This window comes from Croceitalea sp. P059 (assembly GCF_031846365.1).
Classification (GTDB): Bacteria; Bacteroidota; Bacteroidia; order Flavobacteriales; family Flavobacteriaceae; genus Croceitalea; species Croceitalea vernalis.
This window is the reverse complement of sequence record NZ_JAVRHW010000001.1, coordinates 1,185,110-1,206,734: the sequence shown is the minus strand read 5'-3', so window position 1 is coordinate 1,206,734 and position 21,625 is coordinate 1,185,110. Positions and strand designations below refer to the sequence as shown.

The 21,625-nt window shown below is 35.9% G+C and carries 19 protein-coding genes and 2 tRNA genes; 17 read left to right on the top strand and 4 right to left on the bottom strand.

The window, feature by feature from the left end; translation table 11 throughout:
* Window positions 1–3: 3 nt before the first annotated feature.
* A complete protein-coding gene (gene sppA, locus RM542_RS05435; protein WP_311384697.1) occupies window positions 4–1,764 on the bottom strand; it encodes a signal peptide peptidase SppA in 1,761 nt (586 codons plus the stop codon).
* A gap of 69 nt (window positions 1,765–1,833) precedes the next feature.
* Here sppA and folK point away from each other — a divergent pair, with 69 nt between their 5' ends.
* Complete coding sequence (folK, locus tag RM542_RS05430; protein WP_311384696.1) at window positions 1,834–2,991, top strand: 2-amino-4-hydroxy-6-hydroxymethyldihydropteridine diphosphokinase; 1,158 nt, start codon at window positions 1,834–1,836, stop codon at window positions 2,989–2,991.
* Window positions 2,992–3,103: 112 nt separating this feature from the next.
* Here the strand turns inward: folK and RM542_RS05425 are convergent, their stop codons facing one another.
* On the bottom strand, window positions 3,104–3,634 hold the full coding sequence (locus RM542_RS05425) for an RNA methyltransferase (RefSeq protein ID WP_311384695.1): 531 nt from the start codon (window positions 3,632–3,634) through the stop codon (window positions 3,104–3,106).
* A gap of 128 nt (window positions 3,635–3,762) precedes the next feature.
* On the opposite strand from RM542_RS05425, the gene mutS reads away from it, so the two are divergent.
* The 4 genes from mutS to RM542_RS05405 all read left to right on the top strand — a co-directional run bounded on the left by mutS (window position 3,763) and on the right by RM542_RS05405 (window position 7,384).
* Window positions 3,763–6,345, top strand: coding sequence for a DNA mismatch repair protein MutS (gene mutS, locus RM542_RS05420; RefSeq protein WP_311384897.1), 2,583 nt, complete (start codon window positions 3,763–3,765; stop codon window positions 6,343–6,345).
* 118 nt (window positions 6,346–6,463) lie between these two features.
* A tRNA-Gly gene (locus RM542_RS05415) sits at window positions 6,464–6,536 on the top strand.
* Between the two features lie 61 nt (window positions 6,537–6,597).
* A tRNA-Leu gene (locus tag RM542_RS05410) sits at window positions 6,598–6,684 on the top strand.
* Window positions 6,685–6,784: 100 nt separating this feature from the next.
* Window positions 6,785–7,384, top strand: coding sequence for a Crp/Fnr family transcriptional regulator (locus RM542_RS05405; RefSeq protein ID WP_311384694.1), 600 nt, complete (start codon window positions 6,785–6,787; stop codon window positions 7,382–7,384).
* 95 nt (window positions 7,385–7,479) lie between these two features.
* Here the strand turns inward: RM542_RS05405 and RM542_RS05400 are convergent, their stop codons facing one another.
* Entirely contained in the window at window positions 7,480–8,349 is an 870-nt protein-coding gene (locus RM542_RS05400; protein WP_311384693.1) for a bile acid:sodium symporter family protein, read from the bottom strand.
* 210 nt (window positions 8,350–8,559) lie between these two features.
* Between RM542_RS05400 and RM542_RS05395 the strand changes: the two genes are divergently transcribed.
* From RM542_RS05395 to RM542_RS05340, 12 genes are all read left to right on the top strand, one after another.
* A complete protein-coding gene (locus RM542_RS05395) occupies window positions 8,560–10,371 on the top strand; it encodes an acyl-CoA dehydrogenase (protein WP_311384692.1) in 1,812 nt (603 codons plus the stop codon).
* An 83-nt stretch (window positions 10,372–10,454) separates the two neighbouring features.
* Window positions 10,455–11,228, top strand: a complete 774-nt coding sequence (locus tag RM542_RS05390) for a glucose 1-dehydrogenase (protein WP_311384691.1) — start codon at window positions 10,455–10,457, stop codon at window positions 11,226–11,228.
* A 9-nt stretch (window positions 11,229–11,237) separates the two neighbouring features.
* The gene (locus RM542_RS05385; RefSeq protein WP_311384690.1) at window positions 11,238–12,449 is read left to right on the top strand and encodes an acyl-CoA dehydrogenase family protein; all 1,212 of its coding nucleotides are present in this window, start codon (window positions 11,238–11,240) and stop codon (window positions 12,447–12,449) included.
* An 8-nt stretch (window positions 12,450–12,457) separates the two neighbouring features.
* Window positions 12,458–13,537 (top strand): phosphotransferase family protein, encoded by a 1,080-nt coding sequence (locus RM542_RS05380; RefSeq protein ID WP_311384689.1) that lies wholly within the window; start codon window positions 12,458–12,460, stop codon window positions 13,535–13,537.
* A 5-nt stretch (window positions 13,538–13,542) separates the two neighbouring features.
* Window positions 13,543–13,929, top strand: a complete 387-nt coding sequence (locus RM542_RS05375; RefSeq protein ID WP_311384688.1) for a hypothetical protein — start codon at window positions 13,543–13,545, stop codon at window positions 13,927–13,929.
* A gap of 14 nt (window positions 13,930–13,943) precedes the next feature.
* Window positions 13,944–14,699 (top strand): SDR family NAD(P)-dependent oxidoreductase, encoded by a 756-nt coding sequence (locus tag RM542_RS05370; RefSeq protein WP_311384687.1) that lies wholly within the window; start codon window positions 13,944–13,946, stop codon window positions 14,697–14,699.
* Window positions 14,700–14,706: 7 nt separating this feature from the next.
* Window positions 14,707–15,477 (top strand): enoyl-CoA hydratase/isomerase family protein, encoded by a 771-nt coding sequence (locus tag RM542_RS05365; RefSeq protein ID WP_311384686.1) that lies wholly within the window; start codon window positions 14,707–14,709, stop codon window positions 15,475–15,477.
* Between the two features lie 47 nt (window positions 15,478–15,524).
* A complete protein-coding gene (locus RM542_RS05360) occupies window positions 15,525–16,526 on the top strand; it encodes an NADP-dependent oxidoreductase (RefSeq protein WP_311384685.1) in 1,002 nt (333 codons plus the stop codon).
* Complete coding sequence (locus RM542_RS05355) at window positions 16,526–17,503, top strand: NADPH:quinone oxidoreductase family protein (RefSeq protein WP_311384684.1); 978 nt, start codon at window positions 16,526–16,528, stop codon at window positions 17,501–17,503. Before RM542_RS05360 ends, RM542_RS05355 begins: the two co-directional genes overlap by 1 nt.
* 2 nt (window positions 17,504–17,505) lie before the next feature.
* Window positions 17,506–18,243, top strand: coding sequence for a 3-oxoacyl-ACP reductase FabG (gene fabG / locus RM542_RS05350; RefSeq protein WP_311384683.1), 738 nt, complete (start codon window positions 17,506–17,508; stop codon window positions 18,241–18,243).
* Between the two features lie 5 nt (window positions 18,244–18,248).
* On the top strand, window positions 18,249–18,713 hold the full coding sequence (locus tag RM542_RS05345) for a MaoC family dehydratase (protein WP_311384682.1): 465 nt from the start codon (window positions 18,249–18,251) through the stop codon (window positions 18,711–18,713).
* Window positions 18,714–18,779: 66 nt separating this feature from the next.
* Window positions 18,780–20,600 (top strand): long-chain fatty acid--CoA ligase, encoded by a 1,821-nt coding sequence (locus RM542_RS05340; protein ID WP_311384681.1) that lies wholly within the window; start codon window positions 18,780–18,782, stop codon window positions 20,598–20,600.
* Between the two features lie 6 nt (window positions 20,601–20,606).
* Here the strand turns inward: RM542_RS05340 and RM542_RS05335 are convergent, their stop codons facing one another.
* A complete protein-coding gene (locus tag RM542_RS05335) occupies window positions 20,607–21,617 on the bottom strand; it encodes an alpha/beta hydrolase (protein ID WP_311384680.1) in 1,011 nt (336 codons plus the stop codon).
* Window positions 21,618–21,625 lie beyond the last annotated feature (8 nt).

The following is a 21,625-nucleotide window of genomic DNA, read 5'->3' as shown; positions in this document are numbered from 1 at the left end:
TATCTACTTAATATTTAAGGTATATGGCATTCGAGCTTGAATATCTCTTTGTTTCGACATCTCTTTAATTTCTTTCAAAGATTGGTAAAGCTCGTTACCCAATTCTTCTTTTACAAAAGCTTCTCCAATACTGGCCTTAGCACTACCTAAATCATCCATCAGTCGCTCAAAATCAGATTTGTATTTTGGGTATTTTCTAATTCCAAAATTCTCCAACTCTACCATTTTAGCGGCAGCTTCAATTGCATCGTCTAAATTTCCAATTTCATCAACTAAGCCCAAACTTTTAGCATCGACCCCACTCCAAACACGACCTTGGGCAATTTCATTAACGTCTTCAACAGTCATACCTCTTCCAGCGGCAACACGTTCTAAAAAGATATCATACGTATTTTCAATACCTTCTAATATCTGATTTCTAAAACTATCAGTCATTGGTTCAAAAAGTGAATAATCAACAGAATTCGCGTTTGTTCCCACTTGTTCTGCGTTAATACCAATATTATCTGCTAGTTCGGTCATGTTAGGGACTGTTCCAAAAACACCAATAGAACCTGTTATCGTAGTAGGTTCAGCAAAAATCTTATCTGCTCCAGCAGCAATATAATATCCACCTGAAGCAGCCACATTACCGAAAGAAACCACAACAGGTTTCTTCTCTTTTGTCAGCTCAATCTCTCTCCAAATAATATCAGACACCAAAGCGCTACCACCAGGTGAATCTACTCGTAATACAATTGCTTTTATATTATCGTTGTCTCTTGCTTTTTTTAAAGCCCTATTTATAACTCCTTGACCTAAATAGTCTTTTCCACCTTCACCGTACAAAATTTCACCCTGAGCAAAAATCACAGCAATTTTATCTGTTCCTGAACGTATTGATTTTGTATTCGCTATAGTTGAATAATCTTCTAGAGAAACATAATTGAGTTTAGCATCAGCATCTATTCCTGATTGTTCGCGGAGCATACTTTCATATTCATCAAAGTAAAATGTTCCATCTATTAATCCTGAAGCTACAGCATACTTTGGCATACGCCCACCCAAAGTGTCTGCAATAGTATTTAAACTTTTGATGTCTATTTCTCTTGTTTCAGAAATATCTTCCAACATACTGGTCCAAATTGAGGTTATCAACTCCTTAATTTGTGAACGATTTTCATCGCTCATCGTATCTGAAAGAAAAGGCTCAACGGCACTTTTATATTTTCCATGGCGTATAACCTCCATTTTCACTCCTGACTTTTCTTGCAATGACTTATAATAAAGCACCTCTGAAGCCAAGCCTTTGAAATCTAGTATTCCCTGAGGGTTCAAATACATTGCATCAGCAACACTTGCTAGATAATAGTCTTTTTGGGTGTAGAAATCAGAATAAGAATACACAAACTTTCCAGCTGCTTTAAAATCCTCTAGAGCTCTTCTTATTTCCTGCGTTTGTGCGAAACCAGCTTGTAAAAAGCTAGTATTCATACTAATACCTTTTATCTTACTATCATTTTTGGCAATGGCAATAGCATGTAATATTTCATCTAGACCTTGCCCTTCTTCAAACAATGCTCCAAAAGGGTCATCAGAGTTCTTGCCTAAATAATCACTTATGGGTTCAGAAAAACTCAATTCTAAAATACTATTTGATTTTATTTTGACACCGTCATTAGAACTACCCACTAAAGCTGCAAAAATGAAAAACATCATAAACATAATTCCGAAAGCAATAAGACAACCCAAAATGGCTGCCAGTAGATTTCTTAGAAACTTCATTTCAATAATTTTATAAACCCTCAAAGATAACTATTGTCACTTTGTTTTACTTACTTTGTTCACATAATCATGAGCAAAGACAATACAACATACCTCTCTATCGGTAGTAATCTTGGCAATCGTTTTTTGAATATTCAAAAGGCCATATTTAGATTAAATACTGATGATTCGGTTGTTGAAAAAGTATCTGCAGTTTACGAAAACCCCGCTATTGGTTTTCAAGGTGCCGATTTTTTGAATGCTTGTTTTTCGGTGCGCACGAATTTATCAGCAGAAAAATTATTACAGTTAATTACTCAAATTGAAAATGATTTTGGTCGAGAACGCAGCTCAGACGGAACCTACACTTCTAGAGTTATCGATTTAGATATTTTGTATGTCAGTAAAAAGGTTATTGATACGGAAAATCTTGTAATACCTCATCCAAGAATGACTGAGCGGAATTTTGTGCTAAAACCACTTGCAGATATTGCCCCTCAATTTTATCATCCTACTTTAAAAAAAGACACTAGAAATTTATTGCAAGAATGTAAAGATGAAAGCAACCTAACAAAAACTACTTTTACTTTACATAATTCAAGAAAAAACCTTTTTAGTCAACTACAATTCTTGTCAATTGAAGGAAATATCGGCGCTGGAAAAACTACATTAACCAAAATGATTGCAGAGGAATACAATGCTAAATTGGTTTTAGAAAGGTTTGCAGAAAACCCGTTTTTACCGAAGTTTTATGAGGACCAATCACGTTTTGCTTTCCCTTTAGAAATGTCCTTTTTGGCTGATCGTTACCAACAATTTACAGATGACACCTCTCAATTTGACTTGTTTAAGAACTTTATGGTTAGCGATTATGATATTTTCAAATCATTAATTTTTGCAAAAGTCACCTTGCAAAAAGAAGAGTTTGAACTTTATAAAAAGGTTTTCAATTTTATGTATAAAGAAGTTAGAAAACCTGATATCTACATCTATTTATATCAAGGCACTGAACGACTTTTAGAAAATATCAAAAAGCGCGGACGCGACTACGAACAGGGCATAACAGCAGAATACCTTGATAAAATCAATCGCGGATATTTAGATTTTATTAAAAGTCATCCTCAACAAACAACACTCTTAATTGATTTAGATAGTTTAGACTTTGTTACCAATAGGAATGATTATGAGTACATTTTAAACTCTATAGAATCCAAATTAATTGAAGTACTACATTCTGATAATTTTTAGAAAATATTTGGATATAACAAAAGGTTTTTATTTATTAGCAGCCCGTTAAACGGAAACTAACTAACTCAAACTATATGTTATGCCCCTGATGCAAGTCAGGGGTTTTTTTGTTTTAAGCGTTAAGCTTAGACCAAAAATCCCAAATCACCACTCCAGCACTTACTGAAATATTTAAGGAGTGTTTTGTTCCAAATTGCGGTATTTCAATCACTTCAGAACTTGCAGATACCACATCTTGGGATACTCCTTTTATCTCATTACCAAAAACTAAGGCATAGGTCTTTTTCTTATCAGTTTCAAAACTATTTAACTTACAAGCATTTTCAGCCTGTTCAATGGAAAGTACTTCAACCTTTTTAGCTTTCAATTCGTTTACCAATTCAAGCGTGTTCTCCTTGTATTCCCATGCGACACTATCAGTGGCTCCCAATGCAGTGCGACGGATATCTTTATGAGGTGGTTTGGCAGTTATACCGCATAAATAAATCTTCTGAATTAAAAAGGCGTCCGCAGTTCTAAAAACCGAACCAATATTATTCAAGCTTCTAATATTATCAAGAATGATAATCAAAGGACTTTTCTCAGCCTCTTTAAAACCATCTATATCTAATCGGTCTAATTCGCTATTAGCAAGCTTACGCATATATTTATCCACTTTTAGCTTAGAAATATCAACAATAGTTAAAGATCCAAGAGCTAGTTGTTATTTTAGGCAAAATTAAACTTTTCGATTTGAGCAAAGCATCAAAACCAAAAAAGGTCACCCCTTTAATGCAACAATACAATACTATCAAGACTAAACATCCTGATGCTTTGTTACTTTTTAGGGTTGGTGATTTTTATGAAACTTTTGGTGATGACGCCGTTCGGGCTGCAGAAATTTTAGGCATTGTTTTAACTCACAGAAATAATGGTGGTGATAAAACAGAGCTTGCGGGTTTCCCGCATCATTCCTTGAATACTTATTTACCCAAATTAGTAAAAGCAGGGCTACGAGTCGCGATATGTGACCAATTAGAAGACCCTAAACAAACAAAAAGTATAGTAAAACGAGGTGTTACGGAATTGGTAACGCCTGGCGTGGCACTAAATGATGATATTTTAAATGCGAAGAGCAACAATTTTTTGGCTGCTGTTCATTTTGGTAGAAATAAACTGGGGGTATCTTTTTTAGACATTTCAACGGGAGAGTTTTTAACTTCTGAAGGGGCAGCAGAACAAGTTGATAAATTACTGCAAAATTTCAGCCCTAATGAAATACTAATTTCAAAAGCTCATAAAAAAGAGTTTTTAGAAGGTTTTGGAACTCATTTACATTCTTTTTTTCTAGAGGATTGGATTTTTCAAGAAGACTATGCCAATGAAAGTTTGACCAATCATTTTAAGACAAAAACACTACAAGGTTTTGGAGTTCAGCATTTACAGCACGGCATTATTGCCTCAGGTGCTATTTTACATTATTTATCTGAAACGCAACATCGGCAATTACAGCACATCAATGCCTTACATCGTATTGCTGAAGAAGAATATATATGGATGGACCGTTTTACCATTCGAAATTTAGAATTATACCAATCAACCAATCTGAATGCTGTAACCTTGCTTCAAGTTATTGACAAAACTATTTCACCAATGGGTGGTCGTTTGTTAAAACGATGGTTGGCCTTACCTCTGAAGAATAAAGAAAAAATTCAGGACCGTCATCAAGTAGTTTCTTTTTTAAAACAAGAAGAAACACAATTGCAAAAATTGCAACAATGGATTAAGCAAATGGGCGATTTAGAACGCCTCATATCAAAAGTTGCAACCGGTAAAATAAATCCACGAGAAGTAATTCAACTTAAGAACTCTTTAGAAGCTGTTGTACCAGTTAAACAAATAGCTATGGAAAGTTCTAATACCGCTTTGAAAACTATTGGTCAGCAACTTTTTTCTTGTGATTCCCTGCGTTCGAAGATAAAAGAAATGTTAAATGAGGAAGCTCCAATCAATATTGCAAAAGGTAGTGCTATTGCTCAAGGATATTCTGATGAATTGGATGAACTCAGAGGCCTAGCATTTTCTGGTAAAGACTACCTAGATAAAATGCTGCAACGTGAAACGGAGGCCACTGGAATTACCTCTTTAAAAATAGCTTCTAACAATGTATTCGGTTATTATATTGAAGTGCGTAATAGTCATAAAGACAAAGTGCCTGAAAACTGGATTCGCAAACAAACCTTAGTAAATGCTGAACGTTATATTACAGAAGAACTAAAAGAATATGAAGCTAAAATTTTAGGAGCTGAAGAGCGTATTTTCAGTTTAGAACAACAATTGTTTGAGCAATTACTGGTTTGGATGCAAGCTCATATAGAGGAAGTTCAACAAAACGCACAATTAATAGCCCAATTAGATTGTTTATGTGGTTTCTCACAACTTGCCAAAGACAACCATTATGTGCAACCAGAGATGAATGATTCCACCTCATTAGAAATAAAAGATGGCCGTCATCCAGTTATCGAAAAACAACTTCCTTTGGGTGAAAGTTATATTACCAATGATGTTTTACTAAACCGTGAAACACAACAATTTATTATGATTACTGGACCCAATATGAGTGGTAAATCTGCTATTTTAAGGCAAACTGCGCTCATTGTACTTTTAGCACAAATGGGAAGTTTTGTACCAGCAACTTCAGCATCAATTGGTGTGGTGGATAAAATTTTTACTCGGGTTGGCGCTAGTGACAATATTTCAATGGGCGAATCAACATTTATGGTTGAAATGAACGAAACCGCCTCTATTTTGAACAACCTATCAGAACGTAGTTTGGTCTTGTTAGATGAAATTGGAAGAGGTACATCAACTTATGATGGTATTTCAATAGCCTGGGCTATATCTGAATATTTACACGAACACCCTTCAAAAGCGAAAACATTATTCGCTACACATTATCATGAACTTAATGAAATGACCAATACATTTGGTCGTATTAAAAACTATAATGTTTCTGTAAAAGAGCTTAAGGATAATGTTCTTTTTTTACGAAAACTAGTAGCTGGTGGTAGTGAACATAGCTTTGGTATTCATGTGGCAAAAATGGCTGGAATGCCACAACAAGTAGTTCAAAAAGCAAGTAAAATGCTTAAGAAGTTAGAAAAGTCGCATTCGAGTAATGAAATAACTGATAAGTTACAAACCAATCAAGATGAGATGCAATTAAGTTTTTTCAACCTTGATGATCCTTTATTAGAAGAAATCAAAGAAGAAATTTTGCATTTAGACATTGATACCCTGACACCAGTAGAAGCCTTGATGAAATTAAACGAAATCAAACGTTTGTTAAGCAAAAAGAAGAAGGCGAGTTCTTAATTATTGTTTTATGATAACTTCAAAATAGTAAATCTTTTCATTGAAAAATTCTTTTAGATTTAAAGAAATATATTAAATTTGCATCCGCGCTTAAGAAAAGCGCTATGTTCATTAAAATGCGAAAATAGCTCAGCTGGTAGAGCATCACCTTGCCAAGGTGGAGGTCGCGGGTTCAAGTCCCGTTTTTCGCTCAAAAGAACGCTGCAGAGCAGCGTTTTTTTATTTAAGTCCTGTCTTGCCTTTGGCAGACACGCTCGAGTGGTGGAATTGGTAGACACGCCGGACTTAAAATCCTGTGGGCATTAGCCCGTGCGGGTTCAAGTCCCGCCTCGAGTACCAATAAGAGAAAGCCAGCATTAAAATGCTGGCTTTTTTGTTTTAAAGACCCTAAAAAACCTTCCTAATTAGCTATATTTAAAATGAATTAATTCTCATTTTTTTGAAAACCTCTACACAAACAACTATTTTTAAAAACATAAAAAACAAGGTCTTATCATACACTCATGTTGATGACGCCCCTTTAAAATATGCTCTTGATTTTTATCAAATTATCCATTTAAAAAAAGGGGAGCGTTTGGTTTCTCCTGGCAACCTCGTTGACCATTTTTATTACATGGAAAAAGGGTGTATCAGTTTTTACAAAATAAAAGAAGGCGAAATTAAGGTGCTAGAATTCTACACCGATGATGTTTTTTTCACAGACCTGATTGCTTATGTAAAAGAAACCAAATCAAATTGTTATTTAGAAGCCACAGAGGATACTACCGTTTTTGCTGTCAAAAAAGAGCTTGCCGAAAAATCGTTTCAAAAATCACATCAATTAGAGCGCTTTGGAAGACTATCTATGCAAGAAGCATTTCTTAAAACCTTTAATAGAGTAGATCGCCTAAACAATCGCAGCAATGAAGAGCGGTATTTACGCATTTTGAACAAACGCCCAGATTTATTGCAGCGAGTACCACAATACTTAATTGCATCTTACTTAGGGCTTACCCCTGTAGGCTTATCTAAGCTTAGAAAAAGATTGGGTAAGGGATGAGTTAAGTTCAAGTTCAAGTTCAAGTTCAAGTTCAAGTTCAAGTTCAAAAATAGATTAACTTCGAGAATCTGATTTCCTACTCTACTCGGACTTCTTTATTCTTTTATTTGCCTACTCAATTGCAAATTGCTCCAGTAAATAAATAGTCCGGCTGTTATAAACATGAGTACACCATAAACTGCAGGAGCCACAGCATAGGCCGTGTTACTTAATAAAATGGTTGCAATTGTGATACCTAAAGTTCCATTTTGAATTCCACCTTCAATTGTTATAGAGATACGTTGCTTTAACGAAAGTTTAAAAAGATATCCTAAGCCATATCCAACGGCCATGGTAATTATATTAAGTAATAATGATACAAGTCCAGCCTCTTCTAAACTAGAAAACAACAAGTCACGTTCTTTGATTATTACAGCTAATAATACTACCACAAAGAAAATACCAGAAGCTCTTTTCAATGGTTTTTGCATTCTTGAAGAAAAATTAGGGCGATAGTGGTTTAAGATCATTCCTAAAGTAACTGGCACTATCACAATAACAAAAACTTGCAAAATGGTCTGTACTATATCTAATTGTATTAGGGTGCCAGCACCCAATACATGCTGTAGGCCTAAATTAATTACAAAAGGTATGGTTAATAGCGTAATAAAACTACAAGCTGCAGTTAACGAAACTGAAAGTGCCGTATCACCATTGGCCAAATGTGTTATCAAATTAGAGGTTGGTCCGCCAGGGCAGGCTGCAAGAATAATTACACCTATAGCAATATCAGACTGTAATGTAAAGACCGATATTAAAGTAAACCCAATTAAAGGCAATAGTATTAATTGGCATAAAAGACCTAACAGAATGGCCTTGGGTCGCGTAAAAACAGCAGCAAAGTCACGTAGACCTAGTGACAAACCCATACCGAACATGATAATAATTAACGATAAAGCTAAAATGGCATTAGAAATATTATCCATGATGGTAAATGGAATTTGGTTGGTTAAGGTTAAAATTAAGAGATTTAATCGATAATCTTCCTTTAAATTACCTAGATCCTTTCGCTAATAAGTCTACAGAAGTTTTTACCTTCTTAAAATACGTTTAAAACTTTTATTAAACGGGTTTAATGAATTTCACACGAATAACAATTAACTTGAGAAGCAATCTTTTAAAAAGACAAATTTCAAATGGCACAGCAATATTTTGACCTAGATACTCTTAAGTTTCTATTATATCAAGTTCATAATGTACAAGAAGTTTTAAACCAAACGAAATACAGTGATCATGATGTAGCATCTATTGACCTTTTTCTAAATTCTGTAAAAGACTTTTCTGATAAAGAACTTTACCCCTACTTTAAAGAGATGGATGAAAATCCTGCTCATTTTAAAGATGGTGAAATCATTGTACATCCTCAGGTTAATAAATACATGAAAGCTGCGGGTGAAATGGGTTTGCTGGCTGGAAATTTTTCATATGATGATGGTGGCTTGCAACTACCCGCCATAGTTAATAATGCATCTACTTTTATTCAAGAAGCAGCAAATAACCATTTACCAGGCTATATTGGGCTTACCGTAGGCGCAGCAGAATTAATTACCCATTTTGGAAATAAAATGCTTAACGAAACTTACGTATCAAAAATGCTCGATGGTACTTGGGGTGGCACCATGTGTTTAACCGAACCCCAAGCAGGTAGTTCTTTATCAGACATTATCACCTCAGCAACCCCAGATGGAGACACGTATAAAATACACGGACAAAAAATATTTATTTCGGGTGGAGATTACAAAGGAGCTGAAAACATAGTCCACTTAGTACTGGCAAGAATTAAAGGTGCACCTGCAGGGACCAAAGGAATATCTTTATTTGTTGTACCAAAAAATAGACCAAATGCAGATGGTAGTTTAATATCAAACAATGTTCAAACGGTTACCGACTTTGAAAAAATGGGTCAAAAAGGCTATTGCACCACACATTTATTTTTTGGTGATAAAGAAAACTGTCAGGGTTGGTTGGTTGGAGAACCAAACCAAGGCCTCAAATATATGTTCTTGATGATGAATGGAGCTCGTATTGCAGTAGGTAGAGGGGCGACCGCTATTGCTACAGCTGCCTATCACGCCTCTTTGCAGTACGCTAATGAAAGAGCACAAGGGAGAAAACTCTCAAGCAATGGTAAAAAAGATGCAGAACAAGAGCAAACCTTAATTATTAATCATCCTGATGTTCGCAGAATGCTTTTACTTCAAAAAGTTATAGCAGAGGGTTCATTAAGTTTAGTTTTGTTAACCTCTAAATATCACGATTTTTCTAATTCACTTTCTGATGAAAATGAGCGTGAAAAATACAGATTATTACTTGAGATTTTAACTCCCATAGTTAAAACCTACCCTTCAGAAATGGGTAAACTAGGTGTTGATAACGGAGTTCAAGTTTTAGGCGGTTATGGTTTTTGTTCTGACTACATACTTCAGCAATATTTGAGAGATATCAGAATTTCAGCTATTTATGAAGGTACCACCGGTATTCAATCGCAAGATTTATTGGGTCGAAAAATAACAATGGATAACGGCAAAGCACTTCAGCTTTTGTCTGAAGAAATTGTAAAAACAATCAAAGTATGTTCTTCTTATAAATCCTTGGCACCTAATGCTCAAAAATTGGGCTTGAAATTAGAATTGGCGCAACAAGTAATTCAATCATTAATGGCATATGCCATGAAAGGTGATTACGAGCGCTTTTTAGCTGACGCTTCCCCATTTATGGAATTTTTCAGTACTATTCTTTTGGGCTGGCTTTGGTTAGATATGGGAAAAGAAGCTCAAGAAGCTTTGAATGATGGAAATCAAGAATACAGTTCAGCTTTCTACGAAAGCAAATTACATTCTATGAGATTCTTTTTCAAATATGAACTTCCTAAAACAAGCGGACTTGCCGAAATTTTAATGGATAAAGAATCATTGACTATTGGTTCTGATAATAAGGTGTTTCAGTAAATGGTTGATGGTAAAATTAAATTTTAAATAAATCGAAGTAAAAAATACGCACAGCTTGAAGAGTAAAGCGAATAACAAAAAATATGAGCATAAAAAAGAAATTTGATCTTACTGGAAAAGTGGCCGTAATTACGGGTTCAAGTAAAGGAATTGGTAAAGCTATAGCTCAAGGTTTGGCTGAAAATGGAGCAAAAGTTGTTGTAAGTAGCAGAAAGCAAAATGCTGTTGATGAAGTTGCCGAAAATTTTAAAAGTATGGGACTTGAGGCTATCGGAATAGCCTGCCATATTGGAGATGAAGACCAGCGTAAAGATTTAATCTCTAAAACCATTGCACATTATGGTCGAATTGATATTCTGGTGAACAATGCAGCCATCAATCCTTATTATGGACCATTAGAAGGTTCAGATGAAGCTGTTTTTGATAAAATCATGAACGTTAATGTAAAAGCACCGTGGCTACTTTCCAACTTAGCTCAAAGTCATATGAAAGAGCAAGGTGGTGGAAGTATCATTAACATTTCTTCGGTAGAAGGAGTACACCCTGGTTTTAGATTAGGGCTTTACAGCATGACAAAATCAGCAATGATTATGATGACTAAAAACCAGGCTAAAGAATGGGGTCGTTATGGTATTCGTTCTAACGTGGTTTGCCCGGGTCTTATCAAAACAAAGTTTAGTGAGAGCCTCTGGTCTAATGAAAAACTCATTGCTGGGTATGAACAAATGGTACCTTTAAAACGAATGGCCGAACCAGAAGAAATGGCTGGTTTAGTAATGTTATTAGCCTCCGACGCTAGCTCTTATATGACCGGTGGAGTTTATGTGGCAGATGGCGGATACTTAATTTCAGGATAAACTAAGCTTATGAATTTTGACTACAGCGAAAAATCTATTACACTACAAAAGAAACTAAAGGTATTTTTTGATACTCATATCTCCCCTATTGAAAAAGAAGTAGAAGCTTTTAATCACGATCCGGAGAATGCCTGGAAAAAATGGCAAGGATTGGAAGGTTTAAAGGAAAAAGCAAAAAAAGAAGGTCTTTGGAATTTGTTTCTACCTAAAGCTTATGGTGAATTGAGCGGAGGACTAACGAATTTGGAATATGCCCCTTTAGCAGAAATTATGGGACGAATGACCTGGTCATCTGAAGTCTTTAATTGTAGCCCTCCCGATACTGGCAATATGGAGGTATTGGCAAAATACGGAACGAAGGCCCAAAAAGAAAAATGGTTAACTCCCCTAATGAATGGTGAAATTCGCTCTGCATTTTTAATGACGGAACCTGATGTTGCCTCATCAGATGCTACTAATATTGAAACAGCTATAGTTGCTGATGGGGATGAATATGTAATTACTGGACGAAAATGGTGGTCATCAGGTGCTATGGACCCCAATTGCAAAATTGCTATAGTTATGGGGAAGACAGATTTTGATGCCCCAAGACACTTACAACAAAGTATGATAATTGTTCCCATGAATACACCAGGGCTTGAAGTGGTCAGACCTCTAAGTGTTTTTGGTTATAACGATTCCCCCGAAGGTCATGCTGAAATCGTATTAAACAAAGTTAGAGTACCTAAAGGAAATTTATTGGTAAGTGAGGGAAAAGGATTTGAAATAGCACAAGGTCGTTTAGGCCCTGGTAGAATTCATCATTGCATGCGTCTTATTGGCATGGCTCAGCGGTCTTTAGAAATCATGTCTAGAAGGGTGACAGAAAGAAAACCCTTTGGCCGAAACTTAGACACCTATAGCAGTATCAGACAAGATATCGCTGCATCAGCTTGTGAAATAGAACAAACCAGATTATTAGTGCTTTCCGCCGCGGACAAAATGGACAAAGTAGGTAACAAAGAAGCCAAAGATATCATAGCCATGATAAAAATTATCGCTCCGAATATGGCTCTTAAAGTGATTGATAGAGCTATTCAAGTTTTAGGAGGTTTAGGCGTTAGTGCTGACACTCCACTTGCCCATTTTTATGCTGGGGCACGTATTCTTAGATTGGCAGATGGCCCAGATGAAGTACATATGAGTCAGTTGGGTAAAAGTGTAATAAAAAAATACTCCTAAATTAAAATATGAGCATAACCAATTATACCAAATCGGTTCGAAAGGGAGAAGAACTTAACGAGGCAAAGTTAAGGCAGTTTTTACTGGAGAATGAACTGATTGCTAATCTTAATAGTGAGCTAATCATTAAACAATTTTCAAATGGTTTTTCTAATCTGACCTATCTATTGGAGTTTGAAAATAAGGCCTATGTTTTACGTCGTCCACCTTTTGCAGCTCCAAAAAGAGGTCATGATATGGGGCGAGAATTTAAGGTCTTACATCATTTGAACTCAATCTTTGATAAGACACCTACCGCATTTGCATACACAGATAATACTGATATCATTGGAGCTCCTTTTTATATAATGAGTAAATTAGATGGTCCTATTTTAACCGCTAAAGAAGCCAAAACACAACAAATTAAACCAAGTGCTTTTCAAACAATTTCCAATACTTGGTTAGATACTTTTGTTGAATTTCATCAAATAGACTACAAAAAAGCAGGGTTAGAAGATTTAGGTAAACCCAATGGCTATGTAGAGCGACAGGTTAACAATTGGGGAAAACAATATCTAGCAGCTGCCACAGATGATGTGCCTTCTGCTGAGAAAGTGATGCTTTGGATGCATGAACATCAACCATTGCAATATGACCATACTTTGATTCATAACGATTTCAAATATGATAATGTAGTTTTCAAAGATGATAGTTGGGAACAAATCATAGCAATACTAGATTGGGAAATGTGTACGCTTGGTGATCCTTTAATGGATTTAGGAACTTCATTAGGGTACTGGACGACAGCTTCAGACCCAGACTTTATGAAACAAGGCTTACAATCTCCAACCGTAATGCAAGGCAATCCGTCGCGATCAGAAATCGTGCATCAGTATGCTTTAAAAAGTGGTCGAAACGTTGATAACCTTGTCTTTTATTATGCCTACGGACTATTTAAAATTGCGGTTATCGCCCAACAGATTTATTATAGGTTCAAGAATGGACATACCTCGGACCCAAAATTCGCTCATCTGAATAAAGCTTCAGTATTATGTTGTAACACAGCTTGGCAAGCAATTCAAAAAAAACAGATTGATAACTTATTTTAAAAACAATGGGGACCTCAGCATATATAGATATCAATCAAAATCAATTTAAAGCATTTTCAAAATTGGAGCCTCAAGAACCGGTGGTAATGTTGAACTTTTTAAGGTTTAAAAAAGTAGTGTTTGAATCCGAAATTTCTGGCGAAGAAGCATATCAGAGATACATGAAAGCTGCAATGCCATTTTTTAAAGAAGCAAATGCTGAAGTCCTATTTTATGGAGAACCTAAACACATGTTAATTGGTCCATTAGACACTGAACTATGGGATAAAGTACTGCTTATAAAATACAATACACTAAATGGGTTTTTGATGATGGTTCAAGCTAAAGGCTATCCTTCACATTTAAGAAAACAAGCCTTAATAGACTCGAGATTGATTCATTGCAAACCATAAATACAAGCGACTAAATGAACTTAGAAAACAAAATTGTAATCGTAACAGGCTCTGGAAGCGGTATTGGCGCTGCCACTGCGAAGCTCTTTTCAGCACATGAAGCAATTACAATCGTGGCTGACATTAACTTAGATAATGCTAAAAAAACCGTTTCCGAAATAGTAAAACAAGGTGGAACCGCAACAGCTTCAAAAGTTGATGTAACGCAATATGATGAAGTTGAAAAATTGATTCGTTCAACTGTTCAAACACATGGAAAATTAGATGTCATGGTCAATAATGCTGGTATTGGCGGAAAACAACAATTAAAAACCGCAGATCATACTCATGAAGATTGGCACAATGTAATTGCCGTAAACCAAACAGGTGTATTCTATTGTATGAAAACCGCATTACAACAAATGTCAAAACAAGGTCATGGAAGTATTGTTAATGTTGCGTCATTGGCGGGTTTAAAGGCTTCTGGAAATAATTTATCATACAGCGCCAGTAAATTTGCTGTAGTTGGGATGACTAAATCGGCTGCATTAGAATATGCTAGAAAAAATATTCGAATCAATGCGGTTTGCCCAGGATTTACACATTCTGTATTGTTGAATCAATTATTAGCCTCAGCACCAAACATGGATGAAAAGTTAAAACGATTTATACCCATGGGTAGATTTGGTGAAGCTGATGAAATTGCGGAAGCAATTTGTTGGTTAGCATCGGAAAATTCAAAATTTATCACTGGCCAAACCATAACCTTAGATGGTGGAACCTCATTATAATCCAACTATGAATAATCTTATTATTACACAAAAAGAAGGCTATGCCATTGTTCAAATGAATCGTGGGAAAGTTAATGCTATTAACCATAAAATGGTTAATGAATTGCGAGAGGTATTTACTTCTTTGGAAAAAAATAATACCGTACAAGGCGTCATTTTAACTGGACAACCACACTATTTTTCTGCAGGATTAGATTTGATAGAATTATTTCAATACAATAAAGAGCAAATCACAGCATTCTTTAATGATTTTGGAAGTTTATATCTAGAACTAGTACAGTTTAAAAAACCTTTCATTTCTGCTATCACAGGCCATTCCCCAGCTGGAGGATGTGTTTTAGCAGTTACTAGTGATAATAGATACATGGCCGAAGGAGAGAAATACGTCATTGGTTTAAATGAGGTTGCAGTGAACATTCAAATAAGTCAAAACCTTACTGAAATCTATGCCTTTTGGATGGGCGATGGATTAGCAAGCCGCTATATTCTTGAAGGAAAATTATTAAACGGAAATGAAGCATTAAAAGCAGGTTTAGTCGACGATTTAGTGCCCTTTGAACAAGTGTTGGAACGCGCTGAAAAGCAAATGAGAAAATATCTTAAAGCAGATCAAGAAATTTTAGTCAATACGAAACAAAAGTTACGTAAACATTTATTGGAGAAATTGGATTTAAAACCAGGAAACTCTTTAAAAGAGGCTTCAGAGTTATGGTGGAAACCAGAAATAAGAGCAAAAATGAAAGCTTATGTAGAAAGCTTTACAAACAAAAAGAAATGATTAAAACAGATACCGTCTTCACAAGAATGAATAAAAATACTATTTAGATGAACAAACAATTATTATTTGTAAAAAGACCTGTCGGCGAAGTGGACGCTTCAACTTGGACTTTAGAAACGAATCCTATTCCAAAAATTGAAGATGGGCAACTCCTCATCAAACAGCATTATATTTCCTTGGACCCCGCAATGCGAGGCTGGATGAACAATTCAAAATCTTATATTGAACCAATGGCTATTGGATCGGTAATGAGAGCAGGTTCTGTTGGCGAAGTGATTGCCTCAAAAAATCCGAAATTTAAAGTAGGTGAGTATCTTGCGGGTACTGGCGGCGTACAACAATATACGTCTACGGACGGTAAAGGATATTATCCTGTTGACCCTAAAATGGCGCCGTTACCAACATACATTGGAACCCTGGGTATGCCAGGAATGACAGCCTATTTTGGAATTACAGAAGTTGGTAAAATTAAAGAAGGCGATACCGTTCTTGTTTCCGGTGCCGCTGGTGCCGTTGGAAGTGTCGTTGGCCAAGTAGCTAAGATTAAAGGTTGTAAAGTAGTCGGTATAGCAGGTGGTCCTGAAAAATGTACATATGTAGTGGATGAATTGGGTTTTGACGCCTGCATAGATTATAAGAATGAAAATGTGGCCTCACGTTTTAAAGAAGAATGCCCTAAGGGAATAGATGTTTATTTTGATAATGTGGGAGGAGAAATATTAGATATCGCTTTAAGCAGACTTAAAATGCATGCCCGGATTGTTATATGTGGTGCAATATCACAATACAACAACAAAACTGCTATTAAAGGCCCTAGTAATTATTTGGCACTTCTTGTAAGTAGAGCAACTATGCAAGGTATGGTCGTTTTTGATTATGCAAACAGATATAAAGAAGGTGCAATGCAATTAGGGCAATGGATGGCGCAGGGAAAATTAAAAACTCGAGAAGACATCTATGAGGGTATTCAAAATTTTCCAGAAACTTTTCAGCGTTTGTTCTCTGGAGATAAAATGGGCAAGCTTGTTTTAAAAGTAATTGAAGACTAATGAAAGCCATTCGATGCAATAAATATGGTCTACCATCAACTTTAATACTTGAAGATATAGATGCTTTAAAACCAAATGAAAAAGAAGTATTAGTAGAAGTAAAAGCATGTGGTATTAATTTTACAGACACCTTAATAATTCAAGGCCTTTATCAATTTAAACCAGAGTTGCCTTTTACACCAGGCAGTGACTTGGCTGGTATAGTTAAAGCCGTAGGTAATGGTGTCACCCATTTAAAAGTCGGTGATGAAGTTTTTGGTTTTGTAGCATATGGAGCAATGGCAGAAGAAGTGCTTGTTCCATCTAAAGCCTGCTTTCTAAAACCACCTCAGATGGATTTCCCTACGGCTGCTTCTTTCATGATGGCTTATGGAACGTCCTTTCATGCCCTCAAAGACAGAGCTAAATTGCAAAAAGGAGAAACTTTATTAGTATTAGGTGCCTCGGGTGGCGTAGGCCTTGCTGCAGTTGAACTTGGCAAATTAATGGGGGCTCAAGTAATTGCAGCTGCTTCTTCCGACGATAAATTAAAACTCTGCGCAGCATATGGTGCTGACCATCTAATCAACTATACAACTGATGACCTAAAAGCTTCTATCAAAGATTTAACCAATAAGAAAGGTGTAGATGTCATTTACGATCCTGTAGGCGGCAACTTTTCAGAAGCTGCTTTTAGAGCAATGGCTTGGAACGGACGACATTTGGTTATTGGTTTTGCAGCTGGTCAAATTCCGAAACTGCCTTTAAATCTACCACTATTAAAGGGAGCTTCTATAGTCGGAGTGTTTTGGGGCGGATTTGCAATGGGACAACCAAAAGAAAATATGCAAAATACCATGACCCTGATGCAATGGCATGCTGAAGAAAAATTAAAGCCACATATTGATAAAATATATGAACTTCAGGAAGCCCCCAGGGCCCTGGAAGCTATGATGAATCGAAAAGTAAAAGGAAAACTTGTTATTAAAATAAACTAAACATGAGACTTAAAGATAAAGTTGCTATCATAACTGGAGGTGCCCGTGGAATTGGTGAGGCCATTGCCAAACTATTTGCAAAAGAAGGAGCAAAAGTTATGATAATTGACCTTCTAGATCAAGGAATCGAAGTTGCCGATAACATTAATAAAGGTAATGGTATTGCAGAATACCATAAAATATCTGTCACAGATAAAACAGCTGTCGAAAACTGTTTTGCTTCCATTCATAAAAAACATGGTAGTATCGATATTCTAATTAATAACGCAGGAATTACGCGAGATCGCACACTCGAAAAAATGAGTATAGAAGAATGGGATGCCGTTATTGAAGTTAATTTAAAAGGTGTTTTTATTTGTACCCAGACGGCAGCTCCATATATGAAAGCTAATAAATATGGACGTATTGTAAGCGCCGCATCTAATGTTGGTTTACGTGGAAACTTTGGCCAAACTAATTATGCTGCTACAAAAGCAGGGGTAATTGCAATGTCTAAAACTTGGACAATGGAATTGGGTAAGTATGGAATTACTGCTAATGCAGTAGCACCGGGTTTTACTTTAACTGATATGGTCGCGGAAATTCCCGAAGCACATTTAGAAGCTATTAAGGCCAGTATACCATTAAAAACAGCGGCTCAACCTATTGATATTGCCTATGGTTACTTATACCTAGCTTCAGATGAAGCACGATTTGTTTCAGGTATATGTTTAACAATAGATGGCGGAACCGCAAGATAAAAGCTATGTCACAAATAGAGATTAAAGATTTTAAAGAATTTAAAACGCTAACCGGCAAAGAATTAGAACCTGGAGCTTGGCTCAAGGTGACACAAGAAATGATAAACGATTTTGCCAAAGCAACACAAGATTTTCAATGGTTACATGTTGATTTAGAAAAAATTAAAAAATACTCTCCTTTTAAAAAACCAATTGCTCATGGTTTCATGTCTGTCTCATTATTATCAAAGTTATTAATGGATTTAATAAAGGTGGAGTCAACTACAATGGGAGTTAACTATGGTCTAAATAAAGTCCGATTTCCGAACCCCTTACTTGTAGATAGTGCTATTCGATTACATTGTATAATATCACACATGGAGTCGTATGGAGATAATGGTTTAAAAATTACTTGGAATTGTACTGTTGAAATTAAAGGAAAAGACAAACCGGCTTGCGTCGCCGAATTCCTTAGTCTCATGTTCGAATAGTTATGGCTATTCTTTCAATAGAATATTTCGTAACTTCAAAGGATAACCAAACATACTATTCTTACGATGACCAGACTATTTGATTTGCTTTATAATCAAGCAGCGAACTACCCTATTGAAAAATCTTTAAATACAAGACTAGAAACTGGTGAATGGAAATCTTACAGTTCAGAAGATGTTCTATCAATGGCAGAACAAGCTGCTTCCGGCCTTATAAAACTCGGATTAAAATCAGGTGACAAAGTTGCTATAGTTTCTTATAAGAATAGGCCCGAATGGGTCATTATGGATTTTGCTATTCAAATGGCTGGCCTCATCAGTATTCCACTATACCCCACCATAAGTTCTGGTGAATATGAATATATATTAAACGAAGCAGAGGTTAAAGCAGCATTTTGTGGTGGATTAGATCTATTTGATAAGCTTTCAGAAGCACAAAAAAATAGCAAATCTTTAAAAAATATTTATGTTTTTGATGAGGGTTCTAAGGGAGTTCTTTGGACAAGTATTTTTGATACTTCACAAAAAGATGAAATAGAAAAAATAAAAAATGATGTTACCGAACAAGACTTAGCGACTATCATATATACTTCCGGTACCACAGGAAATCCAAAAGGAGTGATGTTGACCCATGGCAATATCATGCATGTAATAATAGAAACAGCTAAATTTCTACCGCTAAAAAAAGGAGAGAATGTTATTAGTTTTCTTCCGCTTTGTCATATTTACGAAAGAGCAGTTTCTTTTGCATATTGTTATAAGGGTGGCTCGGTTCATTATTGTGGAACAGATAATCTTAGCGGCCCAGAAGGAGATTTAGCTTCAGTAAAACCTGTAGTATTTACAACTGTCCCAAGGTTATTAGAAAAAGTATACGAAGCCATCTATAACAAAGGTTTAGCTTTAGAAGGAATAAAACGAAAACTTTTCTTCTGGGCACTTGGATTGACCAATGATTTTGAACTAGATCAAAAACTGTCTTTTGGCAAAAAGATAAAATGGAATATCGCGGATAAGCTAATTTTTAGTAAATGGCGTGACGCCCTTGGAGGAAATATTCGAATGATTGTGACTGGTGCAGCACCTTGTCCTTCAAAAATAATGCGCGTATTCTGCGCAGCAGGTATTAATGTACGAGAAGCTTACGGGCTTACAGAAACTTCTCCTACTCTAACGGTTAACAGTTTAGAACCAGGAGGAACTTTAATAGGAAGTGTTGGAAGTATTATACCTGGTGTAGCTCTAAAAATTGATGACTCTGATGGTAATTATGCTGAAGAGGAAGGTGAAATCCTGGCACATGGGCCTAACGTGATGCAGGGTTATTATAAAAAGCCTGAGATTAATGCCCAGGTCTTTAAAGAAATAGATGGTAAAAAATGGTTCTGTACTGGTGATGTTGGTAAATTGGTTAAGGGTTCATCAGGTAGGGAATTTTTAAAAATCACAGATAGAAAAAAAGAATTACTCAAAACATCCGGTGGTAAGTATGTAGCGCCAGCTCCGATAGAAAATAAAATGAAAGAGGACTTTTTAATTGAGCAAATGATGGTTGTTGGTGATAAACAAAAGTTTGTAACTGCCTTGATTGTTCCGGCTGAAGAAGCCCTAAAAAACTGGTGTTTACATAAGGGATTATCATGGACGACATTGACAGAAATGATAGAACTTAACGAAGTACTAGCAAAATATGAGAAGGTGATTCAAAGTATCAATCCTCAATTTAGTCATATTGAGCAGGTTAAAAAGTTTAAACTAGTAAGTTCACAGTGGTTACCAATTCATGAAGATGGTTCTGAAGCTGAATTGACTCCGACTCAAAAGTTAAAACGCAGAGTTATCAGAAAAAAGTTTCAAAAAGAAATTGAGGAAATGTACATGGATTAGACTTATCTAAAAGCTCGGTTTCAAACCAAGTACTTGTTCCATAAATAAATTGGTTTCTCTTTGAACGGATTCTAAGTCCTTTGAAGACACATAAGAAGTCATTACATGATCGCCAACATCTGGAAAAGCCACTTTCTTCTTTTGGGCCATTGCAGTACCCAATTCATCAAACATTTTAAGCATAGCCGGCACAGAAACCACATTGTCTTGAACGGTTTCATTTTTAAAGAAGTATCCCAAAAACACTGGTTGGGTTACCTCATTAAAAGTCTCTGCTGTCATGGTATAATCCATCATTACCTGTAATTGGGTTAATGCTTCCAATCTATATCTTGTTGTCCAATACTGGTTTTTAAGCTCAACATCAGTGTCAAATTCATGATAATCAGCTCCCTTTACGAGTTTAGCTAACTCTAAACCCCATGGCTTTGTTAATAATTTGGCACTTGGATCATAAATTTCAATATTAGGAGAATAGAGAAGTAAAGCAATAATATCTTCATCTCCACCAGCGAGATGCAATGCTAATGTACCTCCAGTTGAAGTAGCCATTAAAATAACTTTTTCTCCTAATCGTTTTCCAATGGCAATTGCTTCTTTTGCGGAATTAATTAGTTGATCAGCGGTTAAATTAAGCATTGGTTCTTCTTCACTCAAACCATGGCCGGTCAATCTTGGTAAATATAGATTGCATCCAAAACGTTTTGCTGTTTGAAGATGAATTGGATCACCTTCTTCTTGACTAGCAGACCAGCCGTGGAGGTAAACTATACTAAACTCCGTCTTTTTGGGAATACTATCAAACCAAATAATTCTCGCTTGATTATCTGGCCTTATATTAGAAATAGCCAGTTCTCGCGAGTTAATTTCCATTTCTAAAGTAGTTAAATCGGAAGTAACAACTGGCAAAGTTTCGTCCATATCAGGCGCATTTACCTTAGGTCCCAACATATAAACCACCACTAATAAACCAATAGCAATTAGAACTGCTTTAAAAATTCTAAAAATCAACTTCATGTATTCAA

Coding starts and splice junctions, on each gene's coding strand:
- sppA (WP_311384697.1), bottom strand. CDS start 1,764: ATGAAGTTTCTAAGAAATCTACTGGCAGCCATTTTGGGTTGTCTTATT.
- folK (WP_311384696.1), top strand. CDS start 1,834: ATGAGCAAAGACAATACAACATACCTCTCTATCGGTAGTAATCTTGGC.
- RM542_RS05425 (WP_311384695.1), bottom strand. CDS start 3,634: ATGCGTAAGCTTGCTAATAGCGAATTAGACCGATTAGATATAGATGGT.
- mutS (WP_311384897.1), top strand. CDS start 3,763: ATGCAACAATACAATACTATCAAGACTAAACATCCTGATGCTTTGTTA.
- RM542_RS05400 (WP_311384693.1), bottom strand. CDS start 8,349: ATGGATAATATTTCTAATGCCATTTTAGCTTTATCGTTAATTATTATC.
- RM542_RS05395 (WP_311384692.1), top strand. CDS start 8,560: ATGGCACAGCAATATTTTGACCTAGATACTCTTAAGTTTCTATTATAT.
- RM542_RS05390 (WP_311384691.1), top strand. CDS start 10,455: ATGAGCATAAAAAAGAAATTTGATCTTACTGGAAAAGTGGCCGTAATT.
- RM542_RS05385 (WP_311384690.1), top strand. CDS start 11,238: ATGAATTTTGACTACAGCGAAAAATCTATTACACTACAAAAGAAACTA.
- RM542_RS05380 (WP_311384689.1), top strand. CDS start 12,458: ATGAGCATAACCAATTATACCAAATCGGTTCGAAAGGGAGAAGAACTT.
- RM542_RS05375 (WP_311384688.1), top strand. CDS start 13,543: ATGGGGACCTCAGCATATATAGATATCAATCAAAATCAATTTAAAGCA.
- RM542_RS05370 (WP_311384687.1), top strand. CDS start 13,944: ATGAACTTAGAAAACAAAATTGTAATCGTAACAGGCTCTGGAAGCGGT.
- RM542_RS05365 (WP_311384686.1), top strand. CDS start 14,707: ATGAATAATCTTATTATTACACAAAAAGAAGGCTATGCCATTGTTCAA.
- RM542_RS05360 (WP_311384685.1), top strand. CDS start 15,525: ATGAACAAACAATTATTATTTGTAAAAAGACCTGTCGGCGAAGTGGAC.
- RM542_RS05355 (WP_311384684.1), top strand. CDS start 16,526: ATGAAAGCCATTCGATGCAATAAATATGGTCTACCATCAACTTTAATA.
- fabG (WP_311384683.1), top strand. CDS start 17,506: ATGAGACTTAAAGATAAAGTTGCTATCATAACTGGAGGTGCCCGTGGA.
- RM542_RS05345 (WP_311384682.1), top strand. CDS start 18,249: ATGTCACAAATAGAGATTAAAGATTTTAAAGAATTTAAAACGCTAACC.
- RM542_RS05340 (WP_311384681.1), top strand. CDS start 18,780: ATGACCAGACTATTTGATTTGCTTTATAATCAAGCAGCGAACTACCCT.
- RM542_RS05335 (WP_311384680.1), bottom strand. CDS start 21,617: ATGAAGTTGATTTTTAGAATTTTTAAAGCAGTTCTAATTGCTATTGGT.